The following is a 20,890-nucleotide window of genomic DNA, read 5'->3' as shown; positions in this document are numbered from 1 at the left end:
ATCCTCCTATAAAATAAAGTGACTTAAATCTCTGTCTCCCGCGATTCCGGCCAATTTTTCGTCCACATAGTCCGGTGTGACCACAATGCTCGTCGGACTAATGTTGGGCGCTTCAAACATGACATCTTCCAACAGCTTTTCGAGCAGCGTATGCAAACGACGGGCGCCGATGTCTTCTGTGTTTGCATTCACATCGGTTGCGATTTCAGCAATGCGCCGAACAGACCCCTCAGCGAATTCAAGCGTAACCCCTTCTGTCGCAAGGAGCGCCTTGTATTGTGTAATAAGCGCACTCTTCGGCTCTGTCAGTATTTTCTCCATATCGTTCGCACTTAGACTTGTCAGTTCAACGCGAATAGGAAAACGTCCCTGAAGTTCTGGAATCAAGTCTGACGGCTTGGACATATGGAATGCGCCTGCCGCGATGAACAAGATATGATCCGTTTTTACTGGCCCATGTTTTGTCATCACGGTCGAACCTTCAACAATCGGTAGAATGTCGCGCTGCACACCTTCACGCGATACGTCGGCACCGCCACGTCCTTCGCGACTCGCGATCTTGTCAATCTCATCAATGAAGATAATCCCGGCTTCTTCAGCCCGGCGAACCGCGTCGCGCGTCAATTCATCCATGTCGATCAACTTTTGCGCTTCTTCTGCAACCAGAAGCTTCTTTGCCTCATGAACGGTCACACGTCGTTGCCGCTTGCGCTTCGGAAAGAAATTACCGAGCATTTCCTGGAGGTTGCCGAGGTTTTCCGCACCCATGCCAGGCATGAAGTCAAGATTCGGAGATGAGGTATCCTCGACATTGATCTCAATGACACGGTCATCAAGCGCACCCGTCAGCAATTCCCGACGAAGCCGATCGCGCTCCAGACGGACAGACTCCGACGCAGGTTTAGTAGGCTCACTCGCTTGAAACAGCGCCTCAAGCGGATTGCGAAACGTTCGCTCACGGTTTGAATCCGGCATCATCGCATCAAGGATTCGTTCGTTTACCGCATCCTTTGCCCGATCCTCAACAGCCGATATTCGCTCCGCTTTTAACGTGCGGATTCCTGTTTCTACCAGATCCCGAACCATGGAATCCACATCGCGTCCCACATAGCCAACCTCTGTAAACTTCGTGGCTTCTACCTTGACAAACGGGGCGCCGGTTAGTTTAGCGATTCGTCGCGCGATTTCCGTTTTTCCAACTCCTGTAGGTCCAATCATCAAGATATTTTTTGGAGATACCTCATCGCGCAATTCCGGATCGAGCTTTGCACGCCGGAAACGATTGCGAAGCGCTATCGCGACAGCCCGTTTGGCTGCCTTTTGGCCGACGACATGAATGTCTAGTTCGTCGACAATTTCTTTAGGCGAGAATGACGCACTCACAACGAACCATCCTCTCGTCCGGGATTGATCTGCTCGACAATGATGTTTTCATTCGTGTAGACGCATAGCTCACTGGCAATTTTCAGCGCTTCACGAACAGTCGACTCAGGGCTTAACTCCGTGTGGCGCACAAGCGCTCGCGCTGCAGCGAGTGCGTACGAACCTCCGGAGCCAATCGCACAAATGCCGTCATCCGGCTCAATCACTTCACCCGTCCCAGAAATCATCAAGAGATGGTCTTTTGAGAGTGCAATAAGCATCGCTTCAAGCTTACTTAACATGCGATCCGTTCGCCACATCTTTGCCAATTCAACTGCTGCGCGCGGCACATTTCCCTTATGTTCTTCAAGCTTCTGCTCAAACTTTTCTGAGAGCGTCATCGCGTCCGCGACACTTCCTGCAAACCCGACAATGACCTCACCCCGATAAAGTCTCCGCACTTTTCTCGCCGTTGATTTCATAATCATTGCGTTACCGAAGGTAACCTGACCATCACCCGCCATCGCGCCACCGAGTGGAGTGCGAATCGCCAGGATCGTCGTTGCATGAAAGCTCACTGCCTTGTCCCCCTACTCTCAATCACCGTTTACGGTTCCTTGCTCGCATTTACTCTGCCATGGAATTGGAATGCGCGCGCGGATGAGCCGCCTCGTACACACGCACGAGATGTTCTCGCGCAGTGTGTGTGTGTAGATCTGCGTAGAAGAGAGACTCGCGTGACCAAGAAGTTCCTGAACAACGCGCAAATCTGCCCCGCCCTCAAGCATATGGGTCGCGAATGTGTGTCGAATGGAATGCGGCGAAATTCGCTTGGTGATCGCGAGTTGATCGATATACCGATCAAGCATTCGACGAACAGATCGATCAGTCAGTCGCCCGCCGTTGCGATTCACAAAGAGCGCTTTTTCGTTTACATCGGCAAGTGTAGCGCGGCCCTGTTCCAGATAGTCTGAAACGGCATTTGCTGCTCTTCGACCAAATAAAACCACGCGTTCTTTTCGCCCTTTTCCCATGATGCGAATTGAAAACGTCCGTAAATCCAGATCGTTAACATTGAGTGCAACACATTCAGAAACGCGGGTACCCGTCGCGTATAGAAACTCCAAAATTGCTTGATCGCGCATGCCTAGCGGAGTTGAAGTACCCGGCAATTTAAGCAGTTCGTGCATCTCATCAATCGTCAAGAAGGAGGGCAGCTTGCGATCCATCTTTGGCAGGTTAACGTGGTTCGCTGCGTTCATATCCTCCGAGCCTTGAATGCAGAGTGCACGATGAAATGAGCGCAACGCGCTGACCTTGCGAGCGATCGTTCTTTTCCCAACGCCTCTAGCCATAAGCGTTGCGAGATAGGAACGAATCACTTGCGGCGAAATCGAGCCTGGAGCGCCGCGATAGGATTCGAGAAAAGCGTGAATATCGGCACGATAGGCACGAACCGTATGTGGTGAATAATTGCGTTGCGCAACCATCCAACGCTCAAAGTGAAGAAGTTCATGCTCCCACAGCTCTACGTCAAGCGAATGTTCCACGAACGCTCCCCGCTTTCGACACCATTCGACCCGGCTGATGTATGGTAACACAGTTCAGAATCGACTTGCAAGCGAATTGACATCTTTATCTATAAGATTCTGAACAATATCAAGAGACCGTAACGAAAGTTTCTCATTCTTTTCGATTTTTGACCTCACTCGTTGCTCAAGAGGCGGCAATAATCCGAACGTGGCGTTCATCGGTTGAAAATGTTCGGGATCGGCGTGTGTAATGTAATAAGCGAGACTACCGATCGCAGTTTCACGAGGAAAGACAAGCAGCTCTTGCGACGATATGTAACGAGCCGCATTGATACCAGCGACCAGCCCAGATGCAGCCGATTCAACATACCCTTCCACACCAGTAATTTGGCCCGCAAAAAAGAGCGAAGAACGGTCTTTTGCTTGATACGTCTCTTTAATCACGAGCGGTGAGCGCAAAAAGGTATTGCGATGCATTACACCGAATCTTACAAATTCGGCATTCTCAAGCCCTGGAATCAATTGAAATACTCGCTTTTGTTCTCCCCACTTAAGATGCGTCTGAAAACCGACCATGTTGTAAAGAGTAGCCGCTGCATTATCCTGGCGCAATTGCACCACGGCAAACGCCTCTTTCCCCGTCTCCGGATGAGCGAGACCAACCGGTTTTAACGGTCCAAAAAGCAGCGTCTGTCGTCCTCTTTTTGCCATTACTTCGACCGGCATGCACCCTTCAAAATAAATTTCCTTTTCAAACGAGTGCAATTCTGCCGTCTGCGCAGCAACAAGTGCGTCATAAAACCGGTTAAACTCCTCTTCATCCATCGGGCAGTTGATGTACGCAGCTTCACCTTTTCCATAACGTGAAGCGATAAACGCTTTCGTCATATCAATGGATGCATGCTCTACAATCGGCGCGGCCGCATCGTAAAAATACAGAGAAGACTGACCGGTAAAAGAAGCGATTGATTCGCTCAGTCGTTCACTCGTAAGCGGACCTGTCGCAAGAATGGTCACACCTTCAGGAATCGCTTCTACAACTTCTCTGCGCACGCAGATCTGCGGATGATTCGACAGCCGATCTGTGATTTCGCGCGAGAATGCTTCTCGATCCACTGCGAGCGCGCCGCCCGCAGGAACTGCGTGTCGATCCGCGCAGAGCATGATCAGCGAATTGAGGCGTCTCATTTCCTCTTTTAACAGGCCCACTGCGTTTGTAAGTGCGTTTGATCGCAAACTGTTTGAACAAACCAGTTCCGCAAAATCAACCCCACGATGTGCAGGTGTCTGAACAACGCCTCTCATCTCCACGAGCGTCACGGCAACACCGCGATTTGCCAATTGCCAAGCTGCCTCGGAACCGGCTAACCCAGCACCGACAACCGTGACATGATTGGATGATTCACTCACGTCTCTCACCTTCCGTCAGAGCCCACCGTAACGCTCTCATCGCTTTGTTCAACATGTTGGCAGTCCGCATTCGAACAGACGATTTGTTCACCGCGCTTATTTTTCTTCTTTATAAGAGGTTCACCACAAGACGGGCAAGGACGCATTGCCGGTTCATCCCACAGTACATAGTTACACTCTGGATAACCGGAACATCCGTAAAAGACTCTTCTTTTTTTCCCACTGCGTTGAACGAGCGGTTTGCTGCAACGTGGACACGCGACATCAAGCGGTTTTAGAATTGGTTTGGCATTTCTGCACTCCGGAAATCCTGGACATGCCAAAAACTTTCCGAATCGGCCGTGTTTAAAAACCATCTGTCTTCCGCATTTTTCGCAGATTTCGTCTGACAATTCGTCTTCAAGTGTAACGTGTTCCATACTCTTTTCTGCGATTTCAAGATACTGCTCAAAGTCTCGATTGAAGAGATCAAGCATCTTGACGTAGTCGACATCGCCATCTTCCACATCATCCAACTGCTTTTCGAGTTGTGCTGTAAAATCAGCATCGACAATGGTCGGAAAAAATTCCTTCAAGAGGTCAATGACCAGTTCACCGAGTTCAGTTGGCACAAAACGTTTTTCTTGCAGCAAGACATACCCGCGTTTTTGAATCGTTTCAATCGTTGGCGCATACGTACTCGGGCGACCAATCCCCAACTCCTCCATGCTTTTGACAAGACGCGCTTCAGAAAAACGCGGTGGCGGTTGGGTAAAATGTTGTTCTTCTTTTAATGTCGGCCTTGGCTCCAGGGTCTGTCCCTCTTGCAAAGGCGGCAGAAAACCTTCTTCTTCTTCTTGATCATCAGAACCTTCGATGTAGAGTTTCATAAAACCAGGAAACTTGATTTTTGAACCTGACGCGCGAAACGTTGCTTCTCCTGCCAGAATTTCTACCTGTAAAGTATCAAGCACAGCGGACGCCATTTGACACGCAAGGAATCGCTCATAGATCAACTTATACAATCGATATTGATCGCGACTGAGAATTGATTTGAGTGATTCCGGGTCACGCATGGCGGAGGTTGGACGAATCGCCTCGTGCGCATCCTGTGCGCCTTGGCGCGTTGAGTAGACGCGCGGTTGATCTGGCACATAGGCATCACCATAAACTGCTACGATTTGCGCGCGCGCTTCTGTGAGCGCAGTATCTGACAAGCGTGTTGAATCCGTTCGCATGTACGTGATCAACCCTACAGCGCCCTCTTTGGGCAAATCAATTCCCTCATATAATTGTTGGGCGACAGACATGGTGCGCTGCGCGCGAAACCCCAGTCGCCTCGCCGCTTCCTGCTGTAAACTACTCGTTGTAAAAGGAGGGGATGGATTCCTTTTTCGCTCACTGGCGCGAACCTTGTCTACGACAAATGGTTGCCCTTTGACACGCGTAAAGAGTGATACCACATCTTCATGTGTTTTTAATTCTTGTTTTTTTCCTTTATATCCGTAAAACTGAGCCACAAAACGCTCCCCTGAGACGTTGCATTGTGCACGCACAGTCCAGTATTCTTCTGGTGTGAAGGCGCGTATCTCGCGCTCTCGATCAACGACCAAGCGCACCGCGACGGATTGAACACGACCTGCCGAAAGACCGCGTTTCACCTTTTTCCACAAAAGCGGACTGATGCGATACCCTACAAGGCGATCAAGGATACGTCGCGCCTGTTGGGCGTGAACGAGATCCATGTTTACTGCTCGCGGGTGTTTAAACGCATCTTTGACCGCCTGCTTCGTAATCTCGTTAAAGACTACGCGACACGGTCGGGAAGGATCAACGTCCAAACTCTGCGCTAAATGCCACGCAATCGCCTCTCCTTCCCGATCAGGGTCAGCAGCCAGGAAGATTGATTTTACTTTTCGACCGGAGTCTTTTAACTCTTTCAGGACGTCGCCTTTTCCACGAATCGTAATATATTTCGGTTCAAATCCGTGATCAATATCGACACCTAGTTGACTTTTTGGAAGGTCTCTCACATGCCCCATGGAAGCTTTCACGATGTACTTGCTTCCTAAATATTTCCCGATGGTTTTGGCTTTTGCGGGTGACTCAACGATGACAAGATAGTCGGCCATCGGTCTCCTCCTCGCATACTGAAGATTCAACACATCTTATCACTCGATTGAAAGGATATGCAAATCCTCAACGAGCTTGCCATTCATATCTTCCGTCCAATCTTTTCTGAATCTTCCCATCCAATTCAAGTGAGAGAAGATGAACCGCTGCCGATTCGCTCGAAAGAGAGAGTGCAGTACACAACGTTTCGACACTTTTTGATCCTGTCTGAAGTTCAGCAATAATCTTTTCTACAAGTGATGTCTCTCCATTTCTGATCGCCGTTTCGGCCTGCACGAAAGGAACCGCGAGCGGAGAACCAACCTGAAGCGGAGCAGACGAAGAGCAAAGCAGTGGCGTCGCCCCATCCATAATGAGTAAATTTGTACCCGCTGAACGATCAGACGTGATGTTTCCAGGTACCGCAAGCACTTCGCGATTATCTTCAAGCGCATAGCGAGCTGAAATCAGCGCACCGCTTTTGACTGGCGCCTCAACGACGATCACGGCGCGACACAATCCGCTAATCATTCGGTTTCTTCTCGGAAAATGGTGTTTTTGTGGACCTATCCAAGGAAGGTGTTCACTAAGAAGTGAGCCTCCTTGATCGATAATCTGTTGTGCCAAAGCGCGATGCTCTTGAGGGTAAATCGTGTGTACACCTGATCCGAGAACGGCAATGGTAGGTGTTCCACCTGCGATTGCTCCCCGGTGTGCATTTCCGTCAATCCCCTGCGCCAGACCAGACACTACTTCAGTGCCCGCATTCGATAATGCGAGTGCCGTTTCATATGCCACATGTCTACCATACGATGTACAGTTGCGAGTCCCTACGATTGCGATGCGATGATGATCCGTCAATCGTTTGCCTTTGTAAAAATAGAATGGAGGCGGGGCCGCAATCTCACGCAATAAATGTGGGTAGTCACCATCCGACCATACGACAAAACTGACTTTTTGTGTGATTATTTTTTCCTCGAGATATTCATGCGAGACGCGAAAAGCCTGGTATAGCGATTCCGCAATTTTTTCAGAGCCACACAAATGTCGCCATTGTTCGATGGTTGCGCGATCCGCTTCATCGAATGATACGAGTTCACCCCTGATCTGAAAGGCACGCTGAATGCCAATTCCTTGCACCGAGAGCAGCTTCAACCAGAAGAGCATCTCCTTCATTCGATCGATCGAATCAGCCACAAAAAAACCCCCTCTAGCGATAGTTTCACATATCACCAGAGGGACCGCGATCAAATTTTGTAAATAATTTACATGTGTCAGAGATAAATACAGAAGTCTTATCTCACTGGGCAATCTTACAAACTTCTAGCAGATTGCGTTCCTCCAGCATTTTGTAAAGTGTACTCCCCATCTCAGAAGGCGTTTTGGCAACGTGAATTCCTGCAGCTTCCATCGCCGCAACCTTTTCCACGGCAGTTCCTTTACCACCTGAGATGATCGCGCCGGCGTGACCCATGCGCTTTCCTTCAGGCGCGCTTTGTCCCGCGATAAAGCCAGCCACTGGCTTTTTCATGTGATTTTTTACATAGTTTGCCGCTTCTTCTTCTGCAGTACCGCCGATCTCACCGATCATGATGACCGCTTCCGTTTCAGGATCTTCATTAAACATCGTCAAGACGTCGACAAAATTCGTCCCATTTACAGGATCTCCGCCAATTCCGACGGCTGTCGATTGACCAATGCCAAGCGTCGACAATTGATGAACAGCTTCATACGTAAGCGTTCCGCTGCGGCTTACGACACCGACTCTACCACGCTTGTGGATGTATCCAGGCATGATGCCAATCTTACACTCATCAGGCGTGATCACCCCTGGACAGTTGGGTCCAATGAGACGCGTTTTACGGCCCTCAAGGTAACGCTTTACACGGACCATATCGAGCACCGGAATCCCTTCTGTGATGCAAATGACGAGCGGTAAATTCGCATCCGCCGCTTCCATGATTGCATCGGCCGCAAACGCGGGAGGCACGTAGATCACCGAAGCGTTCGCACCCGTTTCACGAACTGCCTGTTCAACTGTGTTGAATACAGGGACACCTTCTATGTTCGTACCACCCTTTCCAGGAGTGACGCCACCAACCATTTTTGTACCATACGCAATCGCTTGTTGTGTATGAAAAAGTCCAGTTTTACCACTGATTCCTTGAGTGATGACACGCGTTTGTCGATTGACCAAAATGCTCAAGAAAATCCCTCCTGTTCTATCTTATTGAACCAATTGAATGATCTTTTGTGCCGCCTCAGCGAGTGAATCGGCTGATGAAATTGCAAGACCTGACTCAGCGAGCAATTTTTTTCCTAGTTCTACATTCGTTCCTTCCAAGCGAACAACCAAAGGACGATCAAGACCGATTTGTCGAGCGGCGGCAATCACGCCATTTGCGATGACGTCACATTTCATAATGCCACCAAAAATGTTCACGAGAATCCCTTTGACGCCAGGATCCGAGAGGATGATTTTAAACGCTGCAGTGACCTTTTCTTCCGTTGCGCCACCGCCCACGTCAAGAAAGTTTGCCGGAGATCCTCCAAAGTACTTAATCGTATCCATTGTCGCCATTGCGAGTCCAGCGCCATTGACCATGCAACCAATATTTCCAGCGAGGGAAATGTAACTCAAATCATACTTCGAAGCCTCGATCTCTCTGTCATCCTCTTCATTAAGATCGCGCAATTGAAGAATATCTTTATGTCGATAAAGAGCATTACTGTCAAAATTCAATTTTGCGTCCAGTGCCATCACATTTCCGTCTCCTGTGACAACAAGCGGATTGATTTCGGCGATCGAACAATCCTTATCGACAAACGCCTGATAAAGTGAAAGCATGAATTCTGCCGCTTTTGAAATGAGATCTGTCGGAATATTCATCGCGTAGGCCAAGGCGCGAGCCTGAAAAGGGCGAAGTCCAACAGCCGGATCAACCACTTGTCGGAAAATCTTTTCGGGTGAGTGAGCGGCGACTTCTTCGATCTCCATCCCGCCTTCTTCAGAACCCATAAGCACAACCCGACTGGTCGCTCGGTCGACTACGACGCCAATATAATACTCTTTTTTAATATCCGTAAGCGCTTCGATGAGAAGTCGTTTGACCACTTTACCTTCAGGACCCGTTTGATGGGTCACAAGCGTTTTTCCGAGAATTTCCTGCGCGTGCGCGCGCACTTCATCCATCGATCGCGCAAGCTTTACCCCACCCGCTTTGCCTCGACCACCCGCATGAATCTGCGCTTTCACAACCGCCCGGCCACCGAAAACTTCTGCAGCTTTTACAGCTTCTTCTACTGTAAAGGCAACCGTTCCATCGGGTACCGAAACACCGTACTGTTTTAAAACGGATTTTGCTTGATACTCGTGAATATTCATGCCTATTCCTCCCGAGCACGATGAACTCGCGCCAAACTGAGTGAAAAAACTCTGTGAATAAGACAATCCTGACTCTCGAAGTATGACCGAATAGGGTACAAATTTCAAGGATCAGGAACACGTTGATGACGTAAATTCCTTTCTTTCTGCGTTACACCCACTAGGCGCCAAGCGTTTCACTGGATGTGTTTCCAATCTGTGAACGAATGAAGCGAAGATAGTAGATGAGCATTCCCCCATAGATGAAACCCGTCAATAAAAAAGCGAGCCCATATGCATGGTGCGCCAAACATAGCCCTCCGGTATAAACGGAAATCACATTCCCAACACCGCGAAAAAGCGCTCGATACGATTGCATTTTTGCGCGTAACGCGTCGCGAACGACATCGATTGCTGTACTGTCGAGCAGTGGAAAAAAGGCCATACTGCTCATTGATTGAATAAGTAAAAGCACAATAAATAGTAAAAACGAAGCTCCAAAGCCAAGACTTGCGTAGGATAGTGAAACGATTATCAGCAAAAAGGCAATCGTGCGTTGTAAAGCAAATCGCTCGACGAGCCACGAGGTACTTACGGATCCGATGAAAAGCGCGCATTGATTAAGCGCGAGCAAAAGACCAATCAGCGACACCGACATGTGAAATTGATTTTTAATGATCAGATTCAAATACGGCCCGACAAAACCATAAGCAAGTCCCGAAATAAAGGAAAAAATCGAGAACGTAAGAATCTGACGATTCGGTCGCTCAAAGAGAGCTGCCGGTTTCTCACCTTGCTTGTGCATCGACGGAACGGGTGTAAGAAATAACCGCCCGACTGGGGCGATAAGAAAAATCAGTCCTCCAAGCAAGAGCGTTGAGCCGTATAGGGTGTGAAAAAGCGGCAGATGCGCTGGCAAAAAACCACCGAGCAGCGCCCCTATTCCGATCATCAATGTAAAGTTTGCGTAAACGAGTGAAATGCTAAAATGGCGGTCATTGGCTGGCATGTACTGCGCGACGACGGCGAATTCAGTAGACATAATCATCGCCTGGCCGACTGCAAATACGACCTCTCCAAATAGAATTCCCAGTCTCGTCAAAAACAAGGGGACGAGCACCGCCCCAAGTGCCATGAGCAGAGTCCCGAGCCACAGCGTCTTGCTTCGTCCATAGCGATCCGCCAGATGTCCAAGCGGTACGGAGAGGATAAGCGCCACCATAGGCACCACATCATTGACCAGGGAGAGCATGGTCGCGCCGTATCCGAGCGCGTTGAGATGGAGATTTAATAGCGTATTCGAGATTCCTATCGACAATCCAAAGCAAGCGTCTGTCCAAAGAAAAATCTTCATATCTCTCGGCAAGTGGAGTAATCGGCTTAAAGATTCACGCGTTAACACTGACGATTAATCCCCTTTTTTCGTATCATTTTACTGGTTTATAACCTTATGGACAACAGGTGGAAGAAGTGTGAAAATGCTGTATCGGTATTGCAAGAAACAACAGCTCTGTTATAATACAATTATACAAGGGGGAATTGAAATGGACTTCTGCTGTGGTACCACCATGACTGCTCGTTTAGCGCCCTTATACTCCGAAGGCGGTGTACTGCTCACAGATGTTCCATTCCTTTTCTGCCACACCTGTCACACCATGCGCGTGGCACCGCAAATTTTTACGGAAGTTACACTCTATACCCATCACTGTGAGACAGATGGCCTAAAGCGCGCAAGCCTTTTCGACATTCTCGCGAGTGGGCAGATTGATGCTATTTTGGCGATGTACCCGGGTCCTGATCCATCGTCCAAACCTTATGTCACGGAAGCGCAAATCGATCATTTGCTCGATGTGTGGAATGTGGCGCAAGAACTCGGTGATGTGGCCTGGATCGACGAGGTGCGAAAAACACTCTGTGATATCCACGCACTTCACCTTAACCAAACGAGAGATTTTCAAAATCAGCAGTAATTCTGCTATACGGCATGGTCAACCTCGTTCTCTTCTCATATGCTTAGAGAGAAACGGGGGTTTATTTTGTGTACACCGTCGTGTATAGCGTCGCCTTGAACGGTCTGAATGGCTTTATGGTTGGTGTTGAAGGTGATGTCCAAAACGGATTGCCTACGTTTGAACTTGTGGGACTACCTGCGTCATCCATTCGCGAAGCCAAAGAGCGCGTCCGATCCGCGCTGATCAATTCGGGATATCAATGGCCTAAAGGTCGCATTGTGATCAGCTTATCACCTTCTGATTGGAGAAAAAATGGGACTGGGCTTGATTTAGCGATCGCATTGACCATTCTCTCAGCAACCCAACAAATCACACCACTCCCATCCCACCATATCGCATTGGGCGAATTGGCGCTCGATGGCAGTTTACGAGGTTTTCGCGGGCTGTACACAGCGGCTGAATTCGCGCTTGATCAATCGCTTCAATCGGTGGTCATCTCGCCTTCATCCGATGAAATCCGCCCTTTGTGTTCAGAGCAAAAAACGCTGTTGACCTTTAACAATTTAGCTAATGTCATAGGTTGGCTCCGCGATGGGGACATAAGCAAACACACAACTCATCACGCTGGGACAGCCGCTTCGATTATTGCGCAAACTTCTCTCAAGCATCACATCAAACATCAATCGCTTGACTTATCAGATCTGATTGGACAGCGCGTCGCTAAACGGGCACTCTTGATCGCAGCCGCAGGAAATCACCCTATTTTGTTGTGCGGGCCTCCCGGATCGGGAAAAAGCATGCTCGCAGAACGGCTAAAAACGTTACTCCCCCCACTTACGCAGCTCGAACTGAGCTCTCTTCGCCAAATCTACAGCGTCGCTGGAATACCTATGCAAGACCATGATTTGCGACCATTTCGCTCACCACATCACACCGTATCCACGCAAGGGTTGCTGGGAGGCGGAGCACAACCCCGGCCTGGCGAAGTGAGCCTGGCGCACCACGGCGTCCTCTTCTTGGACGAGTTACCCGAGTTTACTCGTCAAGCCCTAGAGGGTTTGCGTCAACCTCTTGAAGCCGGTTCCATTACGATCGCGCGCTCTTCGCTTTCTTGCACATTTCCGAGCCAATTTCTTTTAATCGCAGCGATGAATCCATGTCCGTGCGGCTATGCGGGCTCAACCGCACATGCTTGCAGATGTGACACGAATTCCATTCGACGGTATCAAGCAAAACTTTCAGGTCCACTACTCGATCGATTTGATATGAGCGTCTGGATGGAAAGCGAGTATACAGTCAGTCTCTCCGAAAATCAATCACCATCATCATGTGATATGATCTTAACATCTGGAATCGCGCGGGAACAGGTCATTCACGCGCGTAAATTAAAAGCACATCACGAACAACTTGTCGAAAATCGTGCGGATTCCTTCACTCTCTCATCTCTAGCGCCCGCAACGCAAGAATTATTCTCTCGCCTAGCCAATCAGTTGCACCTTAACATGCGCAGCGCAAAGCGAATTTTGCGTGTGGCACAAACCATTGCCTATCTCGACAACCGCATCGAAATAATTTCTTCGGATCTTGCAGAGGCTGTTCTCATGCGCGCTCTGCATCGGGTTGAAAATACTCCTGTTGAGGTGTGACATCTTTTCCGATTTGCGGTAGAAATCACGCTCCATTGATATACTTCCTTAAGAAAATGAACGAAAGGATGGAATGCATGTGCTGGTGGGACTCACCTTTGCTGGTGGAGGCGCGTCAGGAGGTGCGCACATCGGCGTTTTACAAGCGTTGACTGAAGGCGGTATCCACCCGGAAATCGTTAGCGGAACAAGCAGTGGCGCAATGGTGGCTGGCCTCTACGCTGCTGACAACTCGATTGAAGATATGTTAAGTACACTGCCGACACTTAATCGTAGATACCTTGATCCTGATACAAGTCTTTTGACATTCTGGACTAAGCGAGAGCGTAAAGGGGGGTTATTACGCGGTGATCGCTTAGAGCATTTCATTTTTGAAAAAACAAAAGGGATCGCACTTCGTGATGTAAAAAAGCCACTCGCGATTGTCGCCACTGACATGCAGAATGGTCGAGAGATTGTCTTTTCCTCTCGTCCTTGTCCGTCCCCTTCCATTCAAGCGCTCAATGAGCGAGCGATCGCATTGTGGGACACCGAAGAGGACATTACGCTTGCGCGGGCAATACGCGCCAGCATTAGTATTCCACTCGTGTTTCAACCTGTCATGTTCAACCAACGCATTCTCGCAGATGGGGGGCTCATTGACAATTGTCCCGTAGAACCTGCACGCGCGCTAGGTGCAGACTTTGTCATCGCGTCCGACACGATTACACCGTTTTTGCGACTGCCTTCTCGCTTGTCACTTCGCCCTCGCCATCTATTCCAACAGATGGTCAATATCGGATTGGCTCGCCACGCTGCGCTCTCATCAAGAACAGCAGACATTTTTTTAACACCTCCCGTCGGACCGATCGGGGCACTTCAATTTGATCGACTGACAGCCGTTGCAGAAGCCGGTTACGCCTATACAAAAGAGCGAATGGATACCATCTTGCGAATCCTGGACGAAAAACAAAGAAAAGAACGCCTTTAGCATCGAAATTACGCAGATGACAGGCGTTCCACTGTTTTAAATTGTTTTGCTCATCGCGATCGCTCAATACGCATTACCATCGCACAAGTTCCTAACACTGAACCTGTGTCATTTTTTCTTCATTGCAGAAACCTTCCCCTTGCCTTTGTCACTCGCTCTTTTGCCCAAAAGCGGAGGAGGATTATTGCCTGCCTTTTTCATCTGTTGACGAATCATTTGAACTTGACGCGGGTTGAGATTTCTCCCCATTTTTTTAGCCATATCGATGATCTCCTGATCACCTAAATCGGCATTTGCCATACTGCGTCTCAAGGCCCACGCTCCTAAGAAGAAGCCGCCGATAAGGCCCAATAAAAGAGCCACAATACCCACAATAATGGTAATAACCACAGTCTATCCACCCCTGATCTTATTCTGTCTATATTTTAATTACGACGTGATTGCGACGTTCATTCGTCACAGCACAGACGGAATATGGGAAATTTCCCATTCTCCATTCTCAGAAATTCCTACAAGTACGACATCACACCGCATACGACGCGGATCCACGTGATTGCTCCTGGCAAAAATCTCTGCCAATTGGCGAACCTTATTCTTCTTCACTCGCGAAATCGACTCTCCCGCAAGGCGTAGCGCATCGTTGAGAGAAGCCGCTTTCTTTGAGCGCACCTCAACGCAGATAATCTCATTGAAAGACTCAAAGATCAAATCGAGTTCGCCTAGTGAACATCGCCAATTTTGCGCGAGTAATTTCCATCCCTGCTGTTCAAGATACTCGCGCGCATACGATTCTGAACTAGCGCCTTGAATCGCTCTTGCTTCATCTGATACGCTCACTCGACGATCATTTACGGGTTCACGAACTTGTAAGCGTTCACGAACGGGTGCAAACGTCTTGCGATGCGCAGCGCACGGTCCGTACATCGAGAGTCGCTCTAAGTGTAGCGCCGTACCATATCCTTTGTGTTTAGCAAAGCCATACTCTGGGTACTGCTGGTCAAGTTCAATCATCAGGTGATCTCGTGTCACCTTTGCAACAATTGAAGCGGCAGCAATGGATTGGCTCGTTGCGTCCCCTTTGATCAACTTTCGCTGAGGCGCATCCAATTCAGGTACGTGCATACCGTCAATTAAGTAGAGATCAGGCACATGCCGCAGTTGATTCACCGCGACACGAGCTGCCTGAAACGTAGCCTGTAAGATATTGTAATGGTCAATCGCGTTAGAATCAATTATGCCAACCTGCACATCAAGCGCATGTGTCATAATCGACGCGAATGCGACTTCCCGCTCACGCTCAGTGAGGACCTTTGAGTCATAATACAAATCGTCGGATCGATCCGGAGGCAAAAGGACGACTGCCGCCACAACTGGCCCCGCAAGCGGACCGCGTCCAGCCTCATCGATGCCAGCCAATTGCGGGTAGTCACACCGCAGCATTTGGTCGAATCGATACGCTGCATAGGCAGCGTCTTTTTTTGTGGGTTTCACTCAAGCATCTGCCCCTCAACACTCGGCGCCTTCTCAAGCGTCATCGGTCCAAGAAGCCCCGTCTGGTAATCGCGCAAGAGCATTTGTGCCGCAAGTTCATCGTCAACCTGGCCACCGCTGCGCAGCGCGCCCCGACGCATGCCAATTTGTTCTAAAACACCAAGCACCTGTTCATCATTCACAGACGCAAACGGTTTTACACCATAGCGTGATTCTAGAGCAATTGGGTAGTGTTCATTCATGAAAGTGAGAAGTGCCAGTGCAAGCTCGACAGGTCGAAGCAGACTGGATTTTATCGCACCCGACCACGCCAGGCGCAGCGCTGCATCCCGATCCTCAAATTTCGGCCAAAGAAGCCCTGGCGTATCAAGCAACTCAATCGATCCAGCAAGTTTAATCCACTGTTGGGATTGCGTTACTCCGGGACGATCTCCAGTCTTTGCAACACTTCGGCCAGCCATCGCATTGATCAACGAAGATTTTCCCACATTGGGAATGCCCACAACCATCGCGCGTACTGCGCGTTTGCGAATCCCTCGTTTTGCCATGCGTTCAAACTTACTCTCCATCGCCTGCTCACACGCCAATTTCAAAGATTTTAACCCAACATTTTTGCGTATGTTCACAGGGATCACTGCATCCACGCCCATGCCGACAGACTTATAGTATGAGCAGAAGCGTTGTGTCTCGGAAGGATCCGCCAAATCGGCCTTCGTCAACGCTAAAACGCGTATCTTTTGCTGGAGCAACTCAGACAGAAGAGGATTGCCGCTCGATTCTGGCAATCGCGCGTCACGCAGTTCGATTACCACGTCGACAAGGGATAAATTCGCTTGAATTTCTCGCTTTGCTTTGGCCATATGGCCGGGAAACCATTGAATGCTCACATTCATTCTCTTTCCCATCCGGAATAAAAGAAAAGAGACTTGGATAATCCAAGCCTCCTTCTCCTCGCAAGCTAGATGCGTTCTTTAATACGCGCTTTCTTACCTCGCAAATTACGGAGATAGTAAAGTTTTGCGCGGCGAACTTTACCACGGCGCATCACTTCAAGCTTGTCAATCTTTGGTGTGTGCAGTGGGAATGTTCGCTCAACACCCACACCATACGATACTTTGCGTACTGTGAATGTCTCACTCACAGATGTGCCGCGACGGCGAATCACAACGCCTTCAAACACCTGAATTCGTTCACGCGTGCCCTCGCGCACTTTAACATGCACACGCACCGTATCCCCAGGGCGAAACTTTGGAAAGTCACTGCGCAACTGCTCAGCAACGATTTCTCGCAACAACTGGTTCATAAACCAACCTCCTCCCGCCAGGCGTTCATGCCTCTACATTCACATGAAATCGAAGCAGCGGACCACCTTGATACCGTCTGGTAGTATACCACAGATGGTCCATAAAAGAAAAGCAATCTGAAAAACCGAATCGCGTATCCGATATCGTTCTTATGGTAGCTCGATCTGTGTCATCAAATCACTCGGAGCGGACATCGGCACAATCTTGTTGTAGTTGAACAGCAGCTCAGTGCTTTCGAGTGACGCAGTTCCCAATCCAGGTACACCAACCGTAGACTGCACCTGAATTTGTCGAAGTTTACCATCCTTCACATCGACATAGACCGTATACAGCGCCTGGTGCGCAATGAGCTTCCCTTTTGCGCCAAGCTTAGTCAATGAAGTGTTTAAATCATTCGCCCGGAATTGGTACACATAACACGGCCACGAGACGAGCGTTTGCTGTGGCAATGTATAAACAACGCGTGGTGGATGCGAATGCAACAGTGCGAGCATAGAAGTCCACGGCGTCAAATCGGTAATCGGCTGAATTGGTGACCATTTTCCACCCGTCTTCGCATACGCGAAGTTGTTCATTTGGTAGATCTGATAGTCAACGCCGCCAATCGTCTCATCCATGCTCACAAATCCAGGCAAGGAGACATAACCGTAGTAGCTGATTCGCCTCAGATAGTGACCTGCCGCGACTGTCATTCCCGCCTTGACTTGATATGAGTGATCGTTTGAAACACCGAGTAACGCTGATTCTACTTGGGATAATCCATTCGGGTCAACCGTTCGGGCGACGATTTGACTAGTCAGTGCCGTCGGCGTTGACGTCAGTCCGCATCCACTGATAAGCGCCATTGCAAAAAGACTGACTAAACCGATCGATAAGGATCGCTTCACGCCTTCACCCCCCGCGTACGCCGCACCAAACCAGCGAGAACGACGAAGCCATAAACCACGAGTACGACCGGGTACCACGGAATCTTAGACTGAGACAACAAAATGATCTCTTGATGCGCATAAACGGACGTCAAGATCTGTGGCGAACCGTTCAAGATATGCACGACATGCAGATCGACAAGATTGCCGTGGTATGAGCGAAACACCGTATTCAGCGTTCCATTTTGATAGACATAGCCGCCGAGATAGCGAATGGGATTTTGACTGATCAAACTCGGCGAATTCGCGATGATTAGGTCACCCCCTGCACGCGGTAAGACCGCTTCAAAACGAAATGTGCTGCGTCCGCTTACCCACAGAGTTTTCCAAGTGCCACTCGGCGTCAATTGAACAATTTGCGCAGGTACTGTATTGATCAGCATTGCGTCTGATCCATTACCTGTGACGTCTGCAAACACAAGGTCAGTCGTCAGTGGATGCAGATACGATCCGTTTAACGTAGCAATCACGTGCGGTCTTGCCCCAAGGGAAATCACTTGAATGACATTGTCACCCTCTACCACCGCTTGCGGTTCCGTAGAGATATGGCTTGGCAAGAGCGGTTTAATTCCAAGAATCGTAACGCCAACCGTCTTAACATGAATCGGATGCCCCTGATAAGACCCGCTCAGGTAGCCATTCTGAAGTGACAAACCTTGCACGCTATTTTGCGTATTGCCACCTATCGCTTTCCACTCTTCTTGCGTTGTGGCCGCTGTTTGCAGCGCCATTTGCCCCACTGCAGTCGACAACGTTCCAGGATTCAAAAGCATTGACGTATAGTAGCCTGGATCCTTTGCAAGCGTGACATACATTCGAACATTGCCTTCCACAGAAAGAAAATGTGGTTGCGAGAAGGGAAAGTCAATCATCGCCAAAGAATCGACACTGGTTCTCGCCAGTTGTTGTGGCGTTGCAAGGCTAGTGTGAAAGAAAACCTTCCCGGGTTTAATGGAGATCAAATCATACGAATGTTGCAGTTGAATGATCGCGTCTTTGGTCAGTGTCGGATTGCCACTCGTCGCCATCGCGTCAATCAGCGTCTGCGCCTCGTGCGGGACGGGACGATGACCCCGTATCGTAATCATGGTCTGCAAACCCCGGGAATTTGGAATCACGGTCACTGGGATGCTCGGTACCTGTGCATCCTGACTCGATAGATGTCCCACATAGTTCACGTTAAACGCTGTCAGCAGATTGACGTCACTGAGCGGAATCCACATCTCAAACAAAAGCAGCGATACGAGCGTCAACAACTGCCAGCCCATCCGCACAGGAACGAGCCAGCGTCCCAACCCAATCGCCAGGATTATAAAAACGATCGTATCGATAATGCGCCACATCCCGGCGGCGGGGGCGAAGTTTGCGATACCCAAGCTAAGGATTACCGCATAAAGCGTGAAGCGAACCACGACGCGGCGATCTCGCTTTGGGAATGCGTACATAAATAGCAGCGAGAGTCCGACCACCATTGCAACGCCATAGTATGAATACTCAAGCGTCCATCCTGTAAACGTCAATTGATAAAAGAGGGTGGCCCAAATGCTGTATAGCACGATCCCAAGGCCGATGCCGATGCGCCGGATCTTACGATTCTTCATCCTGTAGCCCCCCTTTTGCCGCATAGATCAAAAGCAGGGAGCCCGTCAACCAGAACAGCGCATTCATGTCGGGGACCTCAAATACGTTCTCAAAAAGATTGTTGATCGCGACAATCACAATCCCAACATAGGCGCCGATAAACAGAATTCGCTTCCGTCGATTGACAGTGCGTTTCACCACGCGAAACACATCGCGGAGATACACAAAAATAAGCGCAACAAAGGTGAATAATCCAAGCAGACCAATCTCCGCGAGCGTTTTCGCGTAATAATTATCCACGTAAATCACGCCAAAGTAGCGCGACGCAATCGCGCCTCCGTAGCGTCCCAACCCGGCGCCAAAAAGCGGATTGGCGCGCATTTGATCAAACGCTCGTTCAGCTTCCGAGATTCGCCCGTTGGCAAACGTTTTTGACCAATAGACAGGTGTGAAAAATTCGCCGAGTCGCGCGTGAATCGGTGGGACAAAAAGTGCCGCGAGAACTGCGACCGCGAAGGTAATAATCGCCATCCTACGATCGAGTAGCCACGTGAAAACTAAAGCTCCGATGAAAAAGGATAGCCAAGCTGCGCGCGTGTCTGTGAAAACCAGCGTAGCAGCCGATAGCAATGCCCCGAATCCATAAAAGAGCCTTTGCGCGCGTTCTTTTTCATACAACGCAATCGCGGCTGAGATCGGCGTGACAAACGCTGCGTAGTCACCAAAAATGTTGGGGCTGCCAAAAAGTGAATACACGCGCGTTCTCACATGTTGTGTGATATCCACCCACTGAGGAGGAATCGGCGCCCTGATGATGTATTGATAGACGCCATGCAGTGACATGAGAAACCCTGTGAAAGCGATCGTTCGCAAGAGCGGAATCACATCCTCTTTTTCCACCACAAACGGCAGTAAAAGAGCGTACAGCATGTACCAGAAGTCAACACGGTATCCCGCGAGTGCGACGACGATGTAGTCGACGTCCATCAAGACGTAAACGAGCCCGAGTACAACCATGAACACGAGATAGCGATGCGTGGGGTAAAGCGAAGGCTTGCCTTCTGCCATGTATTTTCGCAATGCGTAAAACGCGAGAAACAAAAGCACAATCTTGTCCCAGCTACCCCCAATAATGCCCCAAGGGTAAATATGCAAAAAGTAATCGACAAGCGGGAAAGATCCGAGCATATATATCATCCAGCGCCTAGGTTCCCGCAGCGCGCTTAAATCCATCTTCTCACCCCACACAAAATCTGCAAAA

General features: G+C 49.5%; 19 protein-coding genes. 3 read left to right on the top strand and 16 right to left on the bottom strand.

Going from position 1 to position 20,890, the window contains the following annotated elements:
- Positions 1-6: 6 nt before the first annotated feature.
- The 9 genes from hslU to AYW79_RS05245 all read right to left on the bottom strand — a co-directional run bounded on the left by hslU (position 7) and on the right by AYW79_RS05245 (position 11,113).
- A complete protein-coding gene (gene hslU, locus AYW79_RS05285; protein ID WP_067562664.1) occupies positions 7-1,383 on the bottom strand; it encodes an ATP-dependent protease ATPase subunit HslU in 1,377 nt (458 codons plus the stop codon).
- Entirely contained in the window at positions 1,380-1,940 is a 561-nt protein-coding gene (gene hslV / locus AYW79_RS05280; RefSeq protein ID WP_067562661.1) for an ATP-dependent protease subunit HslV, read from the bottom strand. Before hslV ends, hslU begins: the two co-directional genes overlap by 4 nt.
- 18 nt (positions 1,941-1,958) lie before the next feature.
- Complete coding sequence (xerA, locus tag AYW79_RS05275; protein WP_231877707.1) at positions 1,959-2,912, bottom strand: site-specific tyrosine recombinase/integron integrase; 954 nt, start codon at positions 2,910-2,912, stop codon at positions 1,959-1,961.
- Between the two features lie 54 nt (positions 2,913-2,966).
- Complete coding sequence (gene trmFO, locus AYW79_RS05270) at positions 2,967-4,304, bottom strand: methylenetetrahydrofolate--tRNA-(uracil(54)-C(5))-methyltransferase (FADH(2)-oxidizing) TrmFO (RefSeq protein ID WP_067562658.1); 1,338 nt, start codon at positions 4,302-4,304, stop codon at positions 2,967-2,969.
- 5 nt (positions 4,305-4,309) lie between these two features.
- Positions 4,310-6,415, bottom strand: a complete 2,106-nt coding sequence (topA, locus tag AYW79_RS05265; protein ID WP_067562654.1) for a type I DNA topoisomerase — start codon at positions 6,413-6,415, stop codon at positions 4,310-4,312.
- 67 nt (positions 6,416-6,482) lie between these two features.
- Positions 6,483-7,592, bottom strand: coding sequence for a DNA-processing protein DprA (dprA, locus tag AYW79_RS05260; RefSeq protein WP_067562651.1), 1,110 nt, complete (start codon positions 7,590-7,592; stop codon positions 6,483-6,485).
- Positions 7,593-7,695: 103 nt separating this feature from the next.
- Positions 7,696-8,601: a succinate--CoA ligase subunit alpha gene (gene sucD / locus AYW79_RS05255; protein ID WP_067562648.1), complete on the bottom strand. Its 906-nt coding sequence runs from the start codon at positions 8,599-8,601 to the stop codon at positions 7,696-7,698.
- A 21-nt stretch (positions 8,602-8,622) separates the two neighbouring features.
- A complete protein-coding gene (gene sucC, locus AYW79_RS05250) occupies positions 8,623-9,780 on the bottom strand; it encodes an ADP-forming succinate--CoA ligase subunit beta (RefSeq protein WP_067562645.1) in 1,158 nt (385 codons plus the stop codon).
- 160 nt (positions 9,781-9,940) lie between these two features.
- On the bottom strand, positions 9,941-11,113 hold the full coding sequence (locus AYW79_RS05245; RefSeq protein ID WP_156481721.1) for an MFS transporter: 1,173 nt from the start codon (positions 11,111-11,113) through the stop codon (positions 9,941-9,943).
- 190 nt (positions 11,114-11,303) lie between these two features.
- On the opposite strand from AYW79_RS05245, the gene AYW79_RS05240 reads away from it, so the two are divergent.
- The 3 genes from AYW79_RS05240 to AYW79_RS05230 all read left to right on the top strand — a co-directional run bounded on the left by AYW79_RS05240 (position 11,304) and on the right by AYW79_RS05230 (position 14,327).
- Positions 11,304-11,729, top strand: coding sequence for a hypothetical protein (locus AYW79_RS05240; protein ID WP_067562639.1), 426 nt, complete (start codon positions 11,304-11,306; stop codon positions 11,727-11,729).
- Between the two features lie 68 nt (positions 11,730-11,797).
- Positions 11,798-13,357, top strand: coding sequence for a YifB family Mg chelatase-like AAA ATPase (locus tag AYW79_RS05235; RefSeq protein WP_067562635.1), 1,560 nt, complete (start codon positions 11,798-11,800; stop codon positions 13,355-13,357).
- A gap of 79 nt (positions 13,358-13,436) precedes the next feature.
- Entirely contained in the window at positions 13,437-14,327 is an 891-nt protein-coding gene (locus AYW79_RS05230) for a patatin-like phospholipase family protein (protein WP_067562633.1), read from the top strand.
- Between the two features lie 108 nt (positions 14,328-14,435).
- Here AYW79_RS05230 and AYW79_RS05225 read toward each other — a convergent pair whose 3' ends face one another.
- The 7 genes from AYW79_RS05225 to AYW79_RS05195 form a co-directional block, all read right to left on the bottom strand.
- Complete coding sequence (locus tag AYW79_RS05225) at positions 14,436-14,717, bottom strand: YneF family protein (protein WP_067952462.1); 282 nt, start codon at positions 14,715-14,717, stop codon at positions 14,436-14,438.
- Between the two features lie 66 nt (positions 14,718-14,783).
- Entirely contained in the window at positions 14,784-15,818 is a 1,035-nt protein-coding gene (locus tag AYW79_RS15810) for a ribonuclease HII (protein WP_079291311.1), read from the bottom strand.
- A complete protein-coding gene (gene ylqF, locus AYW79_RS05215; protein ID WP_067562843.1) occupies positions 15,815-16,705 on the bottom strand; it encodes a ribosome biogenesis GTPase YlqF in 891 nt (296 codons plus the stop codon). Before ylqF ends, AYW79_RS15810 begins: the two co-directional genes overlap by 4 nt.
- A 71-nt stretch (positions 16,706-16,776) precedes the next feature.
- Entirely contained in the window at positions 16,777-17,121 is a 345-nt protein-coding gene (gene rplS / locus AYW79_RS05210) for a 50S ribosomal protein L19 (RefSeq protein ID WP_067562631.1), read from the bottom strand.
- Positions 17,122-17,271: 150 nt separating this feature from the next.
- On the bottom strand, positions 17,272-18,009 hold the full coding sequence (locus AYW79_RS05205) for a hypothetical protein (RefSeq protein ID WP_067562628.1): 738 nt from the start codon (positions 18,007-18,009) through the stop codon (positions 17,272-17,274).
- Positions 18,006-19,649 carry a hypothetical protein gene (locus AYW79_RS05200; protein WP_067562624.1) on the bottom strand — a complete coding sequence of 548 codons (1,644 nt, stop codon included), beginning with the start codon at positions 19,647-19,649 and terminating at the stop codon, positions 18,006-18,008. The genes AYW79_RS05205 and AYW79_RS05200 overlap by 4 nt, the downstream gene beginning before the upstream one ends.
- On the bottom strand, positions 19,636-20,817 hold the full coding sequence (locus AYW79_RS05195; RefSeq protein ID WP_197460874.1) for an O-antigen ligase family protein: 1,182 nt from the start codon (positions 20,815-20,817) through the stop codon (positions 19,636-19,638). Before AYW79_RS05195 ends, AYW79_RS05200 begins: the two co-directional genes overlap by 14 nt.
- Positions 20,818-20,890 lie beyond the last annotated feature (73 nt).

The organism is Ferroacidibacillus organovorans (genome assembly GCF_001642725.1).
Lineage (GTDB): Bacteria > Bacillota > Bacilli > Alicyclobacillales > SLC66 > Ferroacidibacillus > Ferroacidibacillus organovorans.
The sequence above is the reverse complement of the archived record's forward strand: the minus strand, read 5'-3'. Positions and strand labels throughout refer to the sequence as shown.

Coding starts and splice junctions, on each gene's coding strand:
- topA (WP_067562654.1), bottom strand. CDS start 6,415: ATGGCCGACTATCTTGTCATCGTTGAGTCACCCGCAAAAGCCAAAACC.
- sucC (WP_067562645.1), bottom strand. CDS start 9,780: ATGAATATTCACGAGTATCAAGCAAAATCCGTTTTAAAACAGTACGGT.
- AYW79_RS05245 (WP_156481721.1), bottom strand. CDS start 11,113: ATGAAGATTTTTCTTTGGACAGACGCTTGCTTTGGATTGTCGATAGGA.
- AYW79_RS05240 (WP_067562639.1), top strand. CDS start 11,304: ATGGACTTCTGCTGTGGTACCACCATGACTGCTCGTTTAGCGCCCTTA.
- rplS (WP_067562631.1), bottom strand. CDS start 17,121: ATGAACCAGTTGTTGCGAGAAATCGTTGCTGAGCAGTTGCGCAGTGAC.
- AYW79_RS05200 (WP_067562624.1), bottom strand. CDS start 19,649: ATGAAGAATCGTAAGATCCGGCGCATCGGCATCGGCCTTGGGATCGTG.
- AYW79_RS05195 (WP_197460874.1), bottom strand. CDS start 20,817: ATGCTCGGATCTTTCCCGCTTGTCGATTACTTTTTGCATATTTACCCT.